Origin of the sequence: Streptomyces sp. NEAU-YJ-81 (assembly GCF_017592595.1) — a bacterium.
Lineage (GTDB): Bacteria > Actinomycetota > Actinomycetes > Streptomycetales > Streptomycetaceae > Streptomyces > Streptomyces hygroscopicus_B.
Window position 1 is genome coordinate 586568 of the sequence record NZ_JAGFNO010000003.1, and the last position, 16965, is coordinate 603532.

Below are 16965 nucleotides of genomic sequence, written 5' to 3' on the forward strand. Positions count from 1 at the left end.
CTGCGCAATGGTGGTTGCACATGCCGCAACGACGCCTGGGGTGGCTTCCGGGCACTACAGCTCCGAACGCCACCGAGGTGGTTCCCGGGCACTACGGCTCGCAACGCCACCGGGGCGGCTCCCGGGCCCTACAGCTCGGTCACCACCACGTCCAGCCCCCACGCCTGCCCCGCCCGCTCCGGCGGCGCGGCCTCCACCATGTACCCGAGCCCTCGCAGCGCCTCCACCAGCTCGCCCGGTCCGCTCGGCGTGACCCCGGCGGTCAGCAGGTCCCGTACCATCCGGCCCTTCGTCGCCTTGTTGAAGTGGCTGACGACGGACCGCTTCTCGACCCCGTTCACGATCTTCGACTGGAGCACCCGCACCGTCGCCGTACGCTCGGCGAGCGCCCCCTTGGGCTTCCACGCCGCCGCGTACGCCGCCGACCTGAGGTCCAGCACCAGCCCGCGCCCGGCGGCCTGCGGAATCACCTCGGCCATCGGGGTCCGGTTCCGCCAGTACGTGCCCAGCGCGCCGAGCCCCGGCAGCTTCACCCCCATCGAGCAGCGGTAGGAGGGGATACGGTCACCGATCCGTACCGCGCCCCAGAGCCCGGAGAACACCAGCAGCGACCGGCCCGCCCGGCGCCGGGCGGCGGTGGGCAGGGTGGCCAGGCCGAGCGCGTCGTACAGCACCCCGGTGTAGATCTCCCCGGCGGGCCGGGTCCCGGCTTCCCGCAGCGCCGCGTTCTTCGCGACCTCGCCGCGCAGCCCCTCACTCAGCCCCAGCACCTCGGCGGCCTTCGTCTCGTCGCCCGAGCACAGCGACACCAGCTCGTCCAGGACCTCCGCCCGCGCCTCGCCCAGTTCGGGCAGCGACAGCGCTCCCAGGTCCAGCGGGGAGCGGGAGCCTCCCGTGGCCTTTCCCTCGGACGGCGGCAGCAGGACGAGCACGGCGGATCTCCTCGAACGGGTCGTTGGCGGCAGGGCAACGGGTCGTTGGACGGCAGGGCGCGGGACGGACCCGGAGAACCACGCCCGCCCCGCCCGAGCCTACGACCTCCCGCCAACGCAGCCAGACCGTCGACGACCGGGCTGAGGTGCCGGGTATCATGGTCATCACGGCGGACGAGTCGGCCGGGCGGTCGCGTCGGGGTCCTTCGGATCCCGCCGAGGAACGTCCGGGCTCCACACGGCAAGGTGGTGGGTAACGCCCACCCGGGGTGACCCGCGGGACAGTGCCACAGAAAACAGACCGCCGAGGGCTTCGGCCCCCGGTAAGGGTGAAACGGTGGTGTAAGAGACCACCAGCGTCCGAGGTGACTCGGACGGCTCGGTAAACCCCACCTGGAGCAAGGTCAAGAGGAGCCGCCTCACGGCGGCTCTGCGCGGACGATCGAGGGCTGCCCGCCCGAGTCCGCGGGTAGACCGCACGAGACCGGCGGCAACGCCGGTCCTAGATGGATGGCCGCCTCCCCATGGGCCGCAAGACCCACGGGAGACAGAACCCGGCGTACAGGCCGACTCGTCCGCCACCACCCACCTGCCCTGGAAAGGCGCGTCGGCTGTATCGCAGCCCGTCCCTGTTCCTCCAGTTCGGCTACTCGAACTGAATACCCGCTTCTTGTGCCAGGCTCAGGGCCAATTCCAGCGAGCCTGGGCCTGACACGGTGGCGCCCTTGAGGCTTGCCGCTCCACCAACGTCGATGAGAGTGCAGTTTTTGAACAGCACGGAACCGAGCTGGCAGTTCGCCCACTGGGTCCCGGTCAAGTCGCAGCCTTCGAACAACACGTTGTGCAACTGCGACGACTGGAAATCTGCCCCTTGCATCCGACAGTCAGAGAAAGCGACGCTATGGAGCTTGGTATTCCGGTACATCGCGGGTGTGCTGACACATCCCTCGAAACGCACGTCACGGAAGGTTCCATGGCTCCATGACGAGCCGGTCATACGGCTCCCGCCAACTGTGCAGCGGATCAGCGACACGTCGTGAGCGGATACTTGTGCAAAGTCGCAGGTATCGAAGGCGCAGTCGGTGAATTGGCTCCTGCGCAGGCTTGTGCCGGTGAAGCGCAGGTTCTCGAAGGCGCAGCCCTCTGCCTCGGCTGCCTCTACGTCAAGGCCAACGAAGTGTGCGCTCTCAAACTTGACTCCCTTGATGATCGCATCGTTATCGAGGTCATCGGTCGGCATTTCGGCGAGCCGTAATGTCGGTGAGATGTGAGGAGCTGTGGGGTTCTTGATGCGGGGGACATTGCCGCCTCGTTGAGTTGCCTGAGTCATGCGTATTCGATCCATTCGCTCAGATGGATATGTGGAACGCTGAGGATCAAGTCTAGGGCGAAATGCCCCTTCGGTGAGGGGCAGCGGCTGGGTCGAGTGGCTGCCGGGTGGTCTACGGCGGCTGCAAGTCGCGTCGCCGTTCCGGAGTTGTGGTACCTCCCCCGCTGCTCCCCGCGACTGCGGGGATCGTCTGTGAGGTCCACGACTCGGCCGCCCCGGATGATCACCACCCCGGGGTCTTCGTGTCGCGGGTCCCGGAGCCGTCCGACCGGAGCTGCGTCCGTCGCCTCCGTCTTGTGGGTCAGACGTTGTCTGACAAGTTGAACGCCACCCATTGACGTCCGGGCGAACCCCATGGTGAGGTCCTGTCGTAAATTTCCAACGCCGACTTATATTTAAGACAGGAACCATGAGCATGGCGCCGATCATGAGTGGTCCCGCCGTGGTCCTTGCCCCTCACGCCGACTGTGCCTCGGCCCTCGCCAAGGTCCCGGCCCGCACCCAGTCGTCTACGACCCGGAGTCCGGGCTGCCCGCCGAGGCGTGCACGGCTCGGGTGCTGGTGCCCCCGTTTCTGGTCACCCCGGGGACGATCGCGCTAGTCGCGCTCGGCCTCGCCGAGGCCCGATCAGTGGCGAGTGGGCAGTTGTGCGGCTCGGGCCCCGATCTTCGTACCGATCAGTCAAGTTCCTCCTCCACCAACGCTGCCGGAGGTTTGTCATGTATCAACAGCCCACCGCCCCTCTGGGGGGATCTCTGGGATGGTCGGCCCTGGTCGCCGCCGTCCCTCTCTTGCTGCTGTTCCTTCTCCTGGGCGTGTTTCGGGTCCGGGCATGGATCGCCTCCGTCGTCGGGCTGCTCGCGGCGAGCGTCGTGGCGATCGGTGTGTACAAGATGCCGTGGGGAACCGCCCTGTCCGGCGCGGCGGAGGGAGCCACGTTCGCGCTGTTCCCTGTGATGTGGATCGTGGTCAACGCGATCTGGGTCTACCGGATGACCCACGACAGTGGGGACTTCGACCGGTTGCGTGAGGCGTTCTCCCGGGTCAGTGACGACCGCCGGGTCCAGGGGCTGATCATCGCGTTCTCCTTCGGTGCGCTGCTGGAGGCGCTGGCCGGGTTCGGGGCACCGGCGGCGATCTGCTCGGTGATGCTGATGGCCCTCGGGTTGCCGGCGATGCGGGCGGTGACGGTGTCGCTGATCGCGAACACCGCGCCGGTGGCATGGGGCGGTGTCGGACTGCCGATGATTGCGCTCGGTCAGGTCACCGGGATTCCGGTGGACACGCTGAGCCGGGCCACCGCCCACCTGATTCCGGTGCTCGCACTGTTCGTCCCGATGTTGCTGCTCGTGGTGCTCGACGGCGCCCGGGGCGTGCGCGAGGTGTGGCCCGCGGCGGTCGTCGCCGGGGTGTCGTTCGCCGTCCCGCAGTATGCGGTCGCGGCCTTCGGACCGGTCCAACTCGTGGACATCGTCGCCGCGTTGGCCTCGGCCGGATCTGTTCTGCTGTTGATGCGGTTCTGGCAACCGCTCCGCTCGGACCACTCGGCCCGATCCGACGTCGATGCGCCCGATGGTGGAGCCCTGGCGTCATCCGGCACCGGCGCGACCGGCGCTCTCGCCGCTCCGTCCCGCGTCTACACCCTCCGTGCCTTCGCGCCCTACCTGGTGATCATCGCGTTCTTCACGCTGTCCGTGGTCCCACGGATCAAGGGCGTGCTGGCGGCTACGACGTCGACCTTCGGATGGCCCGGACTCGCGGTGCGGACACCACAGGCCGAGCCGGTGGCCCTCGCGACCTACAAGTTCGACTGGCTCGCCACTCCCGGGACTGTGCTGCTCGTCGCGGGCGTGGTTACCGCGATGCTGTTGAGGATCAGCGCCCGCTCGGCGCTGCGGGCATACGGTCAAACGCTGAAGCAGCTGCGCGGGGCCGGAGTCACCGTCATGGCGGTGCTCGCGTTGGCCTACGTGATGAACCTGTCCGGGCAGACCACGACACTCGGCCTGTACCTGGCCACCACGGGAGGTTTCTTCGCCGTCCTCTCGCCGTTGCTCGGTTGGTTCGGTACCGCCGTCACCGGCTCGGACACGTCGTCGAACTCGTTGTTCGGTGCGCTGCAGGTCAGCGCCGCTCAGGGGACCGGGATGTCGCCGACCCTGGCCGCGGCCGCCAATACCGCCGGCGGGGTTCTGGGCAAGATGATCAGCCCGCAGAACCTGGCCATCGGAGCGGCGGCCGTCGGTCTGGCAGGGCGCGAGGGCGAAATCCTCCGACGGGTCGTCGCCGCGTCGGCAGTGCTCGTGCCTGCGCTGTGTCTGCTCGTCTACCTGCAGTCGACCCCGATACTCGGGTGGATCGTGCCGTAACTCTCAGGAGCAGGCTTTTCCACAGTGGCCCCGCCCACCTCGGGATGGCAAGGCAAGGCGGTGGCGGTGACGTGAGGTGCTTCACGGAAGCGGGTGACGTAGCGAGGGGCGGGGCTGGGTACGCGCCCGCGTGATCACCGCTTGAGATACCGATCTGATCGGTACATATAGGGCGAAAGCATCGTTGGAGAGGAGGCGACATGTCGTCGAAGCGACGTCGCAAGAAGAAGGCCCGTCGTAAGAACGGAGCCAACCACGGCAGCCGTCCCCAGTCCTGACCTGGGGCTTCTGCCGAGTGACACCGACGGGGCTCCCCGAGCGCGTGGCGCCATCGCGCCCGGGCACGGGGAGCCCCGTCAGTGGGTGTGTGGTTGTCTAGGAACGGCTCTCGCAGAGGGCTGTTTGGACGGCGGCCTTCATGTCGTCGTCCTGTGCGTCCGAGCCTCCCGGGTCGACGTTCACCATGGCCGTCGCCTGTCTGCCCTCGACCGTGGCGCCGCCGATCGTCTCGTACCCGAGTACGTCGCCGGTGTGCCCCCAGGAGAGGCCGCCGCAGGGCAGGGGCCTGCTCTCCAGGCCGAGGCCGTACGCCCGGCCGTCCGGGTTGCCGGTCGGGCGGGTGTTCATCATCTGCCGCAGTTGGGCCGGGCGCAGCAGCCTGCCGCGGACGAGGGCGTCCAGGAACCGGTTGAGGTCGGTGCCGCTGGAGATCATGCTGCCGCTCGGGCCCGCGACCGAAGGGTTGATCTCGGTGATGTCCACGAGCGGGGCGTCCTCGCCCGGCCGCACATACCCGCGCGGGTGCGGTCCGGGGATCGACGGGGCGTCGCCCGGTACGTACGTCTCGCGCAGGCCGAGCGGCGCGATGATGCGCCGGCGGATCTCCTCGCCGTACGTGTGGCCGGTCACCTTCTCGATGAGCATGCCGGCGAGCAGATAGCCGGTGTTGGAGTAACGCCAGCCGGTGCCGGGCATGAAGGTCGGGGGGTGGGCGAGCGCGATGTTCACGAGGTCGCGGGTGTCGTGGTGGGCGAGCGGGTCCTTGAGGATCTCCTGCGGGGTGAGGTAGTCGAGGATGTCGGGTACGCCGCTGGTGTGCTGGAGCAACTGGCGGACGGTGATCCGCCGCCCGTCGTTCCCGTGTCCGCGGACGACACCGGGCAGATAGCGCTCCACGGGCGCGTCGAGGGCGACGCGATGCTCGCCCACCAGCTGGAGCACGACCGTCGCCACAAACGACTTGGTCACGCTGCCGATCCGGAATCTGCTGTCGCGGTGTATCGGCGCATGGCTCTTCACGTCCGCGACGCCGCTGGTCAGCACGGAGCTGCCCCCGTGGCGGTTCCGCACCTCCACCAGCGCTCCAGGCGCGCCGTCGACCGTGGTCAGCCGCCGTAGGAGTGCGCGCAGCCGGGTGTGGTCGGCGGCGTTGGTGGACGGGGCAGTGGTGGATGTGGCCGCAGTGGATTCGGCTGCGGTGGATTCGGCTGCGGTGGATTCGGCTGCGGTGGATTCGGCTGCGGTGGATTCGGCCACCGTGGCCGTGGCGGCCGTGTTCCGCCGCGTCGTATCGGCCGGTGTCACCGCCGCGACACTCATCGCCACCGCCAGCGTGAGTAGTCCACCCCGCACCCGCCTGCCCTTGATCACGTTCATCCGACGTCCCCCTCCGAGCCCCCACGCGACCGAATGGCCACGCTAGAGGCCGCCGGGCCCGGGAGCGATCCGGCCAGCCACCCGGACCGCCCTGGGGACAGCCCCACCCTGGGCGCGTCAGACCAGTTCGAGCAGGGCGTCGGTGAATTCCTCCGTGGTGGCCGTGCCGCCCAGGTCCGGGGTGCGGACGGGGGTCTTCGCCAGGACGGTCGCGATGGCGTCGGTGATGCGGGTGGCCGCCTCGGGGTGGCCGAGGTGGTCGAGCATCATGGCGGCGGACCAGATCGCGCCGAGCGGATTGGCGATACCGCGTCCGGCGATGTCGGGGGCGGAGCCGTGGACGGGTTCGAACATGGACGGGAAGTCGCGTTCGGGGTTGAGGTTGGCCGCGGGGGCGATGCCGATGCTGCCGGCGACCGCGGCGGCGAGATCGCTGAGGATGTCGCCGAAGAGGTTGGAGGCCACGACGACGTCGAAGCGCCGCGGGTCGAGGACGAACTTGGCGGCGAGGGCGTCGATGTGCTCCTGGCCCCAGGCCACCTCCGGGTACGCGGCGGCGCGTTCGGCCACCAGCTCGTCCCAGAACGGCATGGTGTGGATGATGCCGTTGGACTTGGTGGCCGAGATGAGGTGGCCGCCGCGCCGCTCGGCGAGCGAGAAGGCGTAGTCCAGGACGCGGGTGACGCCCTTACGGGTGAACACCGCCTCCTGGACGGCCATTTCCTCCGGAAGTCCCCGTCCGAGGCGGCCGCCGATCTCGCCGTACTCGCCCTCGACGTTCTCCCGGACGACAACGAGGTCCACATCGCCTGGCCCCGCCTCGCGCAGCGGGCTGGGCACGCCCTCGAAGACGCGGATGGGGCGCAGATTGACGTACTGCTGGAAGCCCCGGCGGATGGGGATCAGCAGACCCCACAGCGAGACATGGTCGGGGACGCCGGGGTAGCCGACCGCGCCGAGCAGGATCGCGTCATGGCCGCGCAGTCGCTCCAGCCCGTCGTCGGGCATCATCGCGCCTTGGCTCACGTAACGCTCGCAGGACCAGTCGAACGTCTCGTAGCTGAAGCCGAGGCCGTGCCGGGTGGCGACGGCGTCCAGGACGCGGCGGGCGGCCGGGATGACCTCGTTGCCGATGCCGTCGCCGGGGATCAGGGCGATGCGGTGGGTGGTCGTGCGGCGGTTCGTCATGGAGGGGATTGCAGCAGGGGAGCGCCCACCGCGTCCAAGACGCAGATTCCATGTGCCTTATAGGTCTGCCTTATAGGACTGCTCGGCTTCGGGGACTGCTCGGCTTCGGGGACTGCTCGATTTAGGGGACTGCCGTGGCGGCTCTTACGAACGCCTCCGCCGCCGGTGTCAGCGCGGCCCGTCGGCTGACCAGGGCGATATGCAGGCTGGTGCTCGGTTCGAGGTCCAGGACCAGCGCCCCCGCCCGCTCGGCGAGGCCGCGCCAGGCGTCGGCGACCACCGCCAGGCCGACGCCCCGCAGGACCAGCGGCAGGATCGCCACCCGGTGCTCGGTCTCGACCACGACGGTCAGCGTGACGCCCTCGGCCCGGAGGTCGTCGACGAAACGGCGCATCCCGGTGCCCTTCTGGCCCACGATCAGCCGATGTCCGGCCAACTGCTCATGGCGCACCGGCACACCGGGGCGGAACGGCCCGTCCGGGGGTGTCAGCAGCACGAAGCGCTGCTCGAGCAGCGGGTAGGTGCGCACATCGCCCTGGGGCGTGGCGTCGGGGGAGGCCAGCAGCCCCAGCTCGCATACGCCGGTGCGCACCATCTCCGTCACATCGCGGGGGGTGAACGCGGCCTGCACCCGCACGGACACCGCGGGATGGGCCCGGGTGAAGCGGTCGATCAGCCCCGTCAGCGGCTCGACGGCCTGTGAGGGCGGGGCCGCGATGTCCACCCGGCCGCCGCGCAGCCCGTGCACCGACTCCACACTGGCCCGCGCGAGCTGCAGGCTGCGCACCGCTTCCCGGGCCGGTGCGATCAGCGCCGTGCCCGCGTCGGTGAGGACCGCCCGGCGGCCGATGCGGTGGAAGAGGTCGCTGCCCAGGTCGCGCTCCAGGGCGCGGATGGCCTGGGAGAGGGAGGGCTGGGAGAGATACAGCGCGGAGGCCGCCCGGTTGAATCCGCCGTGGTCCACCACGGCCAGGAAGTACTCCAGCTGCCGCACATCCACCGCGCCGCCTCCCCGCGCCTCGCCGCACTTATCGGGCCGCTCGCCGCCCTCACAGGCTCGCCACCCTCACAGGTCCATAGGTGGCGCCTATAAGGATTGTCGTCAACGGGTCTTGGACGCGCACCGCGGCGGCTGCTGGGATCGGATCATGAGCGATCAGCTACTGGGCGACTTCGACCGCCGCACCCTTGACGTCGAGGGTGTGGGAATCAACGTGCGCACCGCCGGGGACGGGCCGCCCGTCCTGCTCCTGCACGGCTATCCGCAGACCCATATGATCTGGCACCACATCGCCCCGGCGCTCGCGGCCACCCACCGCGTGGTCCTGACCGATCTGCGCGGCTACGGCGACAGCCACAAGCCCGGGTCCGACGCCGAGCACACCACGTATTCCAAGCGGGCCATGGCGCGCGACCAGGTGCTGGTGATGCGGGAGCTGGGCTTCGACCGCTTCGCGGTCGTCGGCCATGACCGGGGCGGCCGGGTCGGCCACCGGCTGGCCCTCGACCATCCGGAGGCGGTCTCCGCGCTCGCGGTGCTCGACATCGTGCCCACGCGGTACGTCTTCCAGCACGCCGACAAGGACTTCGGGCTCGGGTACTACCACTGGTTCTTCCTGGCGGCGGAGAACGGCATCCCGGAACACCTCATCGGCCAGGACCCCGCGTTCTGGATCCGTACCCGGATGGGGGCCCGCCACGGTGGCGGAACCCCGTTCGACGAGGCGGCCCAGGCCGAGTACATCCGCTGCTTCTCGGATCCCGCGGCCATCCACGCAAGCTGCGAGGACTACCGCGCCGCCGCCTCCATCGACCTGGTCCACGACGACGCGGACGCCGCCGCGGGCCGCCGGGTCACCGCACCGCTGCTGGCCCTGTGGGGCGCGCACGGTTTCGTCGGCCGCCACTACGACGTACCGGAGGTCTGGCGCGGCTACGCGGACGATGTGCGCGGGCAGGCCCTGCCGTGCGACCACTACCTTCCCGAGGAGGCGCCGGACGAGACGCTGCGCCAGTTGCGGACGTTCCTCGCGGACTACGGCAGCGCCTGACCCGGCGGAGCGCCATGGCGTCACGGCGCCGTCCGGACGTTCTGCTTTCGCGCGGCCGTCTCCTCGGGCGGTTCGGCGGCCCCGCGCGTCTCCCGCGCCAGTGCCACCGTGACCACGGTGAGCGTGCTCATCAGGGCGATGAAGACGACCACGCCCGTGACGCTGTGGTCGAACCAGAGCAGCAGGGCGGACGCGAGCATCGGGGCGAGGCCGCCGGTGAGGACGGTGCCGATGTTGTTGGCGATGCCGACCGCGCTGAACCGGACCGTGGTGTCGAAGAGTTCGGCGAAGAAGGCGGGCTGGGAGCCGAGGACGGCGGACTGACCGATGCCCAGGGTGATGAAGAGCGCGAGCCAGATGCCCCAGGTGTGGCCGCCGTCGATCACCGCGAAGAACGGCCAGGCGGCGGCCAGCAGTACCAGGGCTCCGCCGATTGAGACCGGGCGCCGGCCGATGCGGTCGGAGAGCGCGCCGAAGGCCGGCACCGTCACCAGCTTCACGGCCGCGACCAGCGAGATGCCGCTGAGGAGTGCGCTGGTCGACAGCCCGCGGTCCTCGGCGTAGGTGACCGAGAAGGTGCCGAAGACGTAGTAGCCCGCGTTCTCGGCGGCGCCCGCGCCGATCACGATGAGCATCTCCTTGGGGTAGCGGCGCCAGGCGGCGACGCAGCGGCTCTCGGCGATCCGCTGCCGCAGCGGGCGCGGCGCCGTCGCGGCGGCGGGGCCCGCCTGCTGAACCTGCTGAACCTGCTGGAATTCGGCGGTCTCCGGCAGTGAGCGGCGCACCCAGAGGCCGAAGAAGGTCAACCCCGCGCTGAGCAGGAAGGGAATCCGCCAGCCCCAGTCGAGGAAGGCGTCCTCGGACAGCAGCCCGGTGGTGAGCGCGAAGGCGCCGGTGGACAGGAGGGTGCCGGTGCCGGTGCCGATCGCGGGCAGTGAGGTGAGCAGACCGCGCCACTTGGGCGGTGCGTTCTCGAAGAGGATGATCAGCGCGCCGGTCTTCTCGCCGCCCGCGGCGAAGCCCTGGACGAAGCGGAGCAGGGTCAGCAGCACCGGCGCGGCGACGCCGATCTGTGCATGGGTCGGCAGCAGTCCGATGGCCGTGGTGGCGAGCCCCATCATCAGCAGGGTGGCCACCAGTACGCCCTTACGGCCCCGGGTGTCGCCCCGCTCGCCGAAATAGGCGCCGCCCAGGGGCCGGGCGAGGAAGCCGATGGCGAAGGTGCCGTACGCGAGGACCGTGCCGACCAGCGGATCGCTGTCCGGGAAGTAGACCTTGTTGAAGACCAGGGCGGCCGCGGTTCCGTAGAGGGCGAAGTCGTACCACTCCACCGTGGTGCCGAAGACGGCGGCGAGGGCGACCTTGGGCTGGAAGACCGGCCTTCTGGTGGCGGAACTGCCGGTTTGCGTCATGGGGGACTCCCTTGTCACCGTGAAACGAGTACCACTGTGTGGTTCGCTTGTGCCGCTTGGTGGTTCGGTGATGTTATGGAGGCACACACCCCATGGCAAGGGGTCACGCCCTGATTCGCGCTGGAGGTCAGCCCTTGAGCACGCCCGCCCCCGCCGCCCCACCACCCCTGCTCGACGGCATCCGGGTCCTGGATCTGACCAATGTCCTCGCCGGGCCCTTCGCCGGATATCAGCTCGCCCTGCACGGCGCCGACGTCCTCAAGGTCGAGATGCCGGGGGCCGGGGACCTGGCGCGCCAACTGGGCGCCGACCGGGAGCTGAGCGAGGATCTGCTGGGCGCGTCGTTCCTCGCCCAGAACGCCGGTAAGCGTTCGCTGACCCTGAACCTCAAGGAGGAGAAGGGGCGCGAGGCTCTGCTGCGCGCGGTGCGGGAGTCCGACGTCCTCCTCGAGAACTTCCGCCCGGGGGTGATGGACCGCCTGGGCGTCGGCCGGGAGGTCCTCATGCGGGAGAACCCGCGGCTGGTCTACTGCGCCGTCTCCGGCTTCGGCCAGACCGGACCGCTGCGCGCCCGGCCCGCGTACGACCAGATCGTGCAGGGCCTCTCCGGCATGATGAGCGTGACCGGCACCCCCGAGGTCAGCCCGCTGCGGGCCGGGTTCCCGGTCGCCGACACCCTGGGCGGCATGGCCGCCGCCTTCGCCGTGGCGGCGGCTCTGGTGCGCCGGGAGCGCACCGGGAGCGGCGCGTATCTGGACGTCTCCATGCTGGAGGCCGCGCTCACCGCGATGGGCTGGGTGACCTCCAACTATCTGATCACCGGCCGCCCGCCGCGGCCCATGGGCAACGAGAACTTCACCGCCGCGCCGTCAGGGACGTTCCGCACCGCGGACGGATACCTCAACATCGCGGCCAACCGCCAGCAGCAGTTCGCCACTCTGTGCCGGCTCATCGGCCGTGCGGAACTGCTGGCGGACGAGCGCTTCGCGCATCCCGCGGACCGCAAGGCCCACCGCGACGAGCTGCGCGCCGAGATCGAGAAGGGGCTGGCCGAGCGGGCCGCCGGGGAGTGGGAGGAGATCCTCGCCGACGCCGGGGTGCCGGCCGCGCGGGTGCTGTCCGTGCCCGACGCGCTGGGCCTGGAGCAGCTCGCGGAGCGGGACTTCGTCCGCACGCTGCCCTTCCCGGACGGGCGCGGGCGCGAGCTGCGCGTCCTGGGCAGCCCGTTCCGGGTCGACGGCGAACCGGCGGCCGCCACCGCCCCGCCACCGCTGCTTGGCCAGCACACCGAGCAGGTCCTGGCCGAACTCGGCTACAGCCCGCAGGAGATCGACGCGATGAAGGAGCGTGGTGCGATATGACCCGCCGGTCCGCAGGCCAGGAGGCCGCGATGGCTCCGCAGGACGTCATGCCGACGCAGGACGTCATGCCGACGCAGGACGTCATGCCGACACAGGACGTCATGCCGACACAGGACGTCACGGCTCCCCGGGACGTCACGGCTCCCCAGGACGTCATGGATTCGCGGGAGGTCACCGACTGGTGGTCCACCGCCGTCAGCCGCATCCGGCCGGGCGAGATCCTGCTGCGCGGCTACCCGGTCGAGCAGTTGATCGGCCAGGTGTCCTTCGCCGAGACCATCTGGCTGATGCTGCGCGGCGAGCTGCCCACCCGGACCCAGGGCCGGTTGCTGGAGGCCGCGCTCGTCGCCGCTGTCGACCACGGACCCCAGGCCCCGTCGATCGCCGCCGCCCGGATGGCGGCCACCTGCGGCGTGGGCCTGAACAACGCGGTGGCCACCGGGGTGAACCTCCTGGGGGACGTCCACGGCGGGGCCGGTCAGCAGTGCATGCGGGTGCTGGCCGAGCTGGAGCGGGCCGTGGCCGAGGGGGCGGACGTCGATGGCGCCGCGAAGGACCTGGTGGCGGAGTACCGTGCCACGGGCTCCCATGTCCCCGGATTCGGCCACCGGTTCCACCCGTACGACCCGCGCCGCACCCCCCTGCTCGACCTGGTGGGCGCGGCGGTGGCGGACGGCGGGGCGCCGGGCTGGGCGCTGCGCGCCGGGACGGCCCTGGAGCGGGCGCTGGCGGAGGGCCGCAGCCGTCCCGTGCCGATGAACATCGACGGCGCCACCGCCATCGTCTACAGCGAACTCGGCTTTCCGCCCGAGCTCGGACGCGGGCTGTTCGTGCTCTCCCGCAGCGTGGGCATCCTCTCCCACGCCTGGGAGGAGAAGTCCGGTGGGGCCAGGATCAAGGGTCCTATTCCCCGGGGGCTGTTGCCCTCCTACGAGGGTCCGGCCCTCCGGGACCTCATCCGGCCGGAGAGCGAGAAGAGCGAGAAGAGCGAGGAAGGCGCAGGGCGCGCGGACGGCGCGTGAACGTCAGCCGCTCTCGCCGAGGAACCGCAGCTCCGACAGCCGCCTCGCGGCCTCGGTCAGCGCCGGGCGGAACGACTCGACGCGCTCCTCGGTGAAGCGGCTGGTGGGGCCGCCGAGGCCCACCGCGGCGACGACCTGCCCGGCCGCGTCGGTGACGGGGGCGGCCACGGCGGACACCCCGTCCTCGCGCTCACCGTGGCTGACCGCCCAGCCCCGCTGCGCGGCGAGGCGCGCCCGTTCGGCCAGGGCGGAGGTGAAGTCGGCGTCGCGCCCGGCCGCCGAGGCCACCCGGCTCAGGGTCCGGGGCGAGCCGCCGATGAGCAGGACATGTCCGGAGGCGCCGGCCCACAGGGGCATCTCCTCGCCGATGCGCACCACGTGGCGCAGTTGCTGGGTGCCCTCGTGCTGGGCCACGCACACCCGGGAGGCCCCCTGGCGGATGTAGATCCGCGAGGACTCGCCGCCGGACCGTACCGAGAGGACGCGCAGGCACTCCACCGCCTCCGGGGGCAGCCGCCAGGCGTCCTGTGCGAGCGCCGCCCAGCGCAGCAGGCCCGCGCCGGGGGTGAGCCGGCCGTCCCCCCGGCTCCACAGCAGCCCGCGCTGTTCCAGCGTGGCCACCAGACGGACCACGGTGGACTTGGCCAGTCCGGTGGCGTCGGTCAACTCCCGTACGCTGCGGGAGCGGTGGGACTCGTCGAACAGGGCGAGCAGATCCAGTGCGCGCAGTACACTCCGTACTCCCTCGCCGCCCTCTCCGGCTGCCGTCCCCATCGCCCGTCCTCCTCGCCGCACCACGCGTAAAACCATCTAACGGTGCGACAGTACCACCAGGTGGTTCACGCTAGGCCGGGATGACGGTGACCAGATCGGCGGGCATCCGGGCCCGCAGATCGTCCCACTCGCCCTCGCTGATATGGCGCTGCAGGGTCTCCAGGACGGTGTGCACGAGCTGTTCGATATCGCCCTGGATCGAGTACGGGAAGTCGTGCCGGATCCGCTGGTAGAACTCCTCGCTGTGCATCTTCACCGGCGTCTCCGCCGGTCTCCATCCCTCGTAGTAGATGCCGCGCACCAGCATCGGGAGCTGTGCGCCGAACTGGACGGCCTCGTCCACCGTCAGCCGGTCCCGCAACTGGTGCAGGACCGTGCGCAGGGCGGCGTAGGACTGCTTGCGGCGCTCCTTGGGCCAGCCGTACGCGTCCTCGATCTCCTTGAGGAGCCGGTTGGTCTTGTCGACCGTCGTGTCGAAGGAGGCAAAGCCTGTGGCAACCATGGTGTTCGTCCTCTGGTCAGGGGTCAGGTGGAGCGGCTGCGCGGGTGTTGCGGATGCGCAAGTGAAGCGGATACGTGCGGATCACCGCCCGGCGCGGCGGACCGGCCGGACGGGGCTGGAACGGTGCCGCTCGGGTGGGTGGGCCCGGCGGCGGTGCGGGCGAGGCGGTCGTGGACGTGGTGGATGGCCATCGCCCCCTCGCCGGCCGCCGAGGCCACCCGCTTGACCGAGCCGCTGCGCACATCACCGGCGGCGAAGACCCCCGGCAGCGTGGTCTCCAGGCTCAGACAGCCGCGGCCGGGGCCCGCCCGGACGCCGTGGGCCGCCCGGGCGTCGGCCTCGTCGCCGGTGAGCACGAAACCCCGGTCGTCCAGGGCAAGGACGCCGGTGAGCCAGTCGGTGCACGGCTTGGCCCCGATGAAGACGAACAGGGCGCAGGCGTCCAGGGTGCGGCGCTCCCTGGTGCGGCGGTGCTCCACCACGATCGTCCGCAGCGCGTCCTCGCCGCGCACCTCGCGGAGCTCGCTGTCCAGCAGCACGCTCACCCGCGGATGGCGCTCGATCTGGTCGACCAGATAGCGGGACATCCGGGCGCCCAGATATGGGCCCCTGATCAGCAGGTGCACCCGGGGCACCCATTCGGCGAGGAAGAGCGACGCCTGGCCCGCGGAGTTGCCGCCGCCGACCACGGCGACGGGGGCCGCGCCGCACTGCCGCGCCTCGTAGACGGTGGCCGCGTAGTAGACGCTCGTCCGCTCCAGCCGCTCCATCCCGGGGACGTCCAGCCGGCGGTAATGGGCGCCGGTGGCCAGGACGACGGTACGGCACAGCGTTTCGCTGCCGTCGGCGAAGGTGACGCGGTAGTGGCCGTGGCCCGGTTCGAGGGAGGTCACCTCCGCCGGGATCCGCACCTGCGTCCCGAACTTGCGCGCCTGGAGCATGCCCCGCTCGGCGAGTTCCGAGCCGGGGATCCCGGCCGGGAAGCCGAAGTAGTTCTCGATCAGGGACGTGGTGCCCGCCTGGCCGCCGGGGGCCACCGTGTCCACGACCGTGGTGGTCAGCCCGTCGGAGGAGCCGTAGACGGCGGCGGCGATCCCGGCCGGGCCGGAGCCGACGACCAGCAGATCGCAGTGGCTGTGGGGGGTGATCGGTGGGGAGAGGCCGATGAGCTGGGCCAGTTCGGCGTTGCCGGGGTTGCGCAGCACCTGGTGCTCGCGCCAGATGATGATCGGGGTGTCCTCCGGGCTGACCGAGACCCGGCGCAGCAGCGCCTCGGCCTCCTGGTCCGCCTCCAGGTCGATCCAGCGGTGCGGCAGCCGGTTGCGGGCCGCGAACTCGCGCAGCCGCCGGGTGTCGGGCGAGTAGCGCGAGCCGAGGATGCGGAAGCCGACGCCGCCCCCGACCAACTGGGCGCGGCGGCCCAGATAGGCGCGGAGGACGAGGTTGCCGAGGCAGGGGTCACGGGCCAGCAACGCCCGCAGCCGGTCCACCGGGAGGGCCAGCACCTCCCCGGCCTCCTGGGCGTGGGCGGTGTAGAAGGCCACCTGCCCCTGGAGCAGGCTCAGTTCGCCGAGGAAGCGCCCCGGGCCGTGCACCCTCAGGAGCTGCTCGTCCGGGGTGCCGCGGTGCGCGGTGATCGCGACCGAGCCGCTGAGGACGACGAAGAAGTCCGCGGGCGGGCCACCGTCGCGGATCAGCACCTGACCGGGCACCACGGACCGGCGGGTGCCATGCCCGGAGAGGTAGGCGATCTGCTCGTCCGTCAGCCGCGGATACGCGCCGGACACATCCGGGGTCTCGTCCGGTACGGCTTCCTCCGGTACGTCGTCCGGTACGGCTTCCTCCGGTGCGGCGCCCCGGGACCGGTCCTCGTCCGTCATCACATCAGGCCATGGCCTCGTGGGCGTAGCACCACCGCCATGTCTCGCCCGCTTCCAGGGGCTCGACGATCGGGTGTTGTTCGGCGTACGCGTGCGCGCGGGCGTGCTTGAGCGGCGAGGAGTCGCAGCACCCGACGTGTCCGCAGGTCAGGCAGAGCCGCAGATGGACCCAGGGGGACCCCAGGCGCAGGCACTCCTCGCACCCCTCGGGGGTGCTCGGGGTGACGTCGTGCACCATCGACAGGTGCGGATCGGGCTCGATGGCCATGGCGTTCATCCTTTCTGGCGGTCGCGGCACGGTCCGGCTCGGCAGCGTTCTCACGCGGCCTTTCCGAGTCCCGCGATCTCCGGCTGCCGTTCGTAGGTGACCACGAGTTCGCCGTGCTGGGCGTCGACCTTGACGGTGGCGCCCTCTTCGACATCGCCGCGCAGCAGGGCGCGGCCGATGAGGGTCTCCACCTCATGGGAGATGAAGCGGCGCAGCGGGC

General features: G+C 70.8%; 15 protein-coding genes and 1 other RNA gene. 6 read left to right on the forward strand and 10 right to left on the reverse strand.

Features of this window, described 5'->3' with window-relative positions; translation table 11 throughout:
- Window positions 1-128 precede the first annotated feature (128 nt).
- Window positions 129-932, reverse strand: coding sequence for a peroxide stress protein YaaA (yaaA, locus tag J5X86_RS11060; RefSeq protein ID WP_208516533.1), 804 nt, complete (start codon window positions 930-932; stop codon window positions 129-131).
- A gap of 175 nt (window positions 933-1107) precedes the next feature.
- Here yaaA and rnpB point away from each other — a divergent pair.
- Window positions 1108-1510: RNase P RNA component class A (gene rnpB, locus J5X86_RS11065), an RNA gene on the forward strand.
- Window positions 1511-1578: 68 nt separating this feature from the next.
- Here rnpB and J5X86_RS11070 read toward each other — a convergent pair.
- Window positions 1579-2262 (reverse strand): pentapeptide repeat-containing protein, encoded by a 684-nt coding sequence (locus tag J5X86_RS11070; protein ID WP_208516534.1) that lies wholly within the window; start codon window positions 2260-2262, stop codon window positions 1579-1581.
- 719 nt (window positions 2263-2981) lie between these two features.
- Between J5X86_RS11070 and J5X86_RS11075 the strand changes: the two genes are divergently transcribed.
- Both J5X86_RS11075 and J5X86_RS52815 read left to right on the forward strand, forming a co-directional pair.
- The gene (locus J5X86_RS11075) at window positions 2982-4631 is read left to right on the forward strand and encodes an L-lactate permease (protein ID WP_208516586.1); all 1650 of its coding nucleotides are present in this window, start codon (window positions 2982-2984) and stop codon (window positions 4629-4631) included.
- Between the two features lie 200 nt (window positions 4632-4831).
- Window positions 4832-4909 (forward strand): 50S ribosomal protein bL37, encoded by a 78-nt coding sequence (locus tag J5X86_RS52815; RefSeq protein ID WP_370443954.1) that lies wholly within the window; start codon window positions 4832-4834, stop codon window positions 4907-4909.
- Window positions 4910-5006: 97 nt separating this feature from the next.
- On the opposite strand, the gene J5X86_RS11080 is transcribed toward J5X86_RS52815, so the two are convergent.
- The 3 genes from J5X86_RS11080 to J5X86_RS11090 form a co-directional block, all read right to left on the reverse strand.
- Window positions 5007-6287 (reverse strand): serine hydrolase, encoded by a 1281-nt coding sequence (locus tag J5X86_RS11080; RefSeq protein WP_243979978.1) that lies wholly within the window; start codon window positions 6285-6287, stop codon window positions 5007-5009.
- A gap of 117 nt (window positions 6288-6404) precedes the next feature.
- Window positions 6405-7475 carry a tartrate dehydrogenase gene (locus tag J5X86_RS11085; RefSeq protein WP_208516535.1) on the reverse strand — a complete coding sequence of 357 codons (1071 nt, stop codon included), beginning with the start codon at window positions 7473-7475 and terminating at the stop codon, window positions 6405-6407.
- Window positions 7476-7596: 121 nt separating this feature from the next.
- Entirely contained in the window at window positions 7597-8475 is an 879-nt protein-coding gene (locus J5X86_RS11090; RefSeq protein ID WP_208516536.1) for a LysR family transcriptional regulator, read from the reverse strand.
- 148 nt (window positions 8476-8623) lie between these two features.
- Here J5X86_RS11090 and J5X86_RS11095 point away from each other — a divergent pair, with 148 nt between their 5' ends.
- The gene (locus J5X86_RS11095) at window positions 8624-9526 is read left to right on the forward strand and encodes an alpha/beta fold hydrolase (RefSeq protein WP_208516537.1); all 903 of its coding nucleotides are present in this window, start codon (window positions 8624-8626) and stop codon (window positions 9524-9526) included.
- Window positions 9527-9546: 20 nt separating this feature from the next.
- Here the strand turns inward: J5X86_RS11095 and J5X86_RS11100 are convergent, their stop codons facing one another.
- Window positions 9547-10938, reverse strand: coding sequence for an MFS transporter (locus J5X86_RS11100; RefSeq protein WP_208516538.1), 1392 nt, complete (start codon window positions 10936-10938; stop codon window positions 9547-9549).
- Between the two features lie 134 nt (window positions 10939-11072).
- Between J5X86_RS11100 and J5X86_RS11105 the strand changes: the two genes are divergently transcribed.
- Window positions 11073-12299: a CaiB/BaiF CoA-transferase family protein gene (locus tag J5X86_RS11105; protein ID WP_162952986.1), complete on the forward strand. Its 1227-nt coding sequence runs from the start codon at window positions 11073-11075 to the stop codon at window positions 12297-12299.
- The gene (locus tag J5X86_RS11110; RefSeq protein ID WP_243979980.1) at window positions 12296-13321 is read left to right on the forward strand and encodes a citryl-CoA lyase; all 1026 of its coding nucleotides are present in this window, start codon (window positions 12296-12298) and stop codon (window positions 13319-13321) included. Before J5X86_RS11105 ends, J5X86_RS11110 begins: the two co-directional genes overlap by 4 nt.
- Window positions 13322-13324: 3 nt before the next feature.
- On the opposite strand, the gene J5X86_RS11115 is transcribed toward J5X86_RS11110, so the two are convergent.
- The 4 genes from J5X86_RS11115 to J5X86_RS11130 all read right to left on the reverse strand — a co-directional run bounded on the left by J5X86_RS11115 (window position 13325) and on the right by J5X86_RS11130 (window position 16745).
- A complete protein-coding gene (locus tag J5X86_RS11115) occupies window positions 13325-14095 on the reverse strand; it encodes an IclR family transcriptional regulator (RefSeq protein ID WP_208516539.1) in 771 nt (256 codons plus the stop codon).
- Between the two features lie 70 nt (window positions 14096-14165).
- Window positions 14166-14597: a DUF2267 domain-containing protein gene (locus tag J5X86_RS11120; protein ID WP_208516540.1), complete on the reverse strand. Its 432-nt coding sequence runs from the start codon at window positions 14595-14597 to the stop codon at window positions 14166-14168.
- A gap of 23 nt (window positions 14598-14620) precedes the next feature.
- Window positions 14621-16477, reverse strand: a complete 1857-nt coding sequence (locus J5X86_RS11125) for a cyclic nucleotide-binding domain-containing thioredoxin-disulfide reductase (RefSeq protein WP_208516541.1) — start codon at window positions 16475-16477, stop codon at window positions 14621-14623.
- Between the two features lie 4 nt (window positions 16478-16481).
- Window positions 16482-16745, reverse strand: coding sequence for a UBP-type zinc finger domain-containing protein (locus tag J5X86_RS11130; RefSeq protein WP_059149545.1), 264 nt, complete (start codon window positions 16743-16745; stop codon window positions 16482-16484).
- Window positions 16746-16965: the final 220 nt, after the last annotated feature.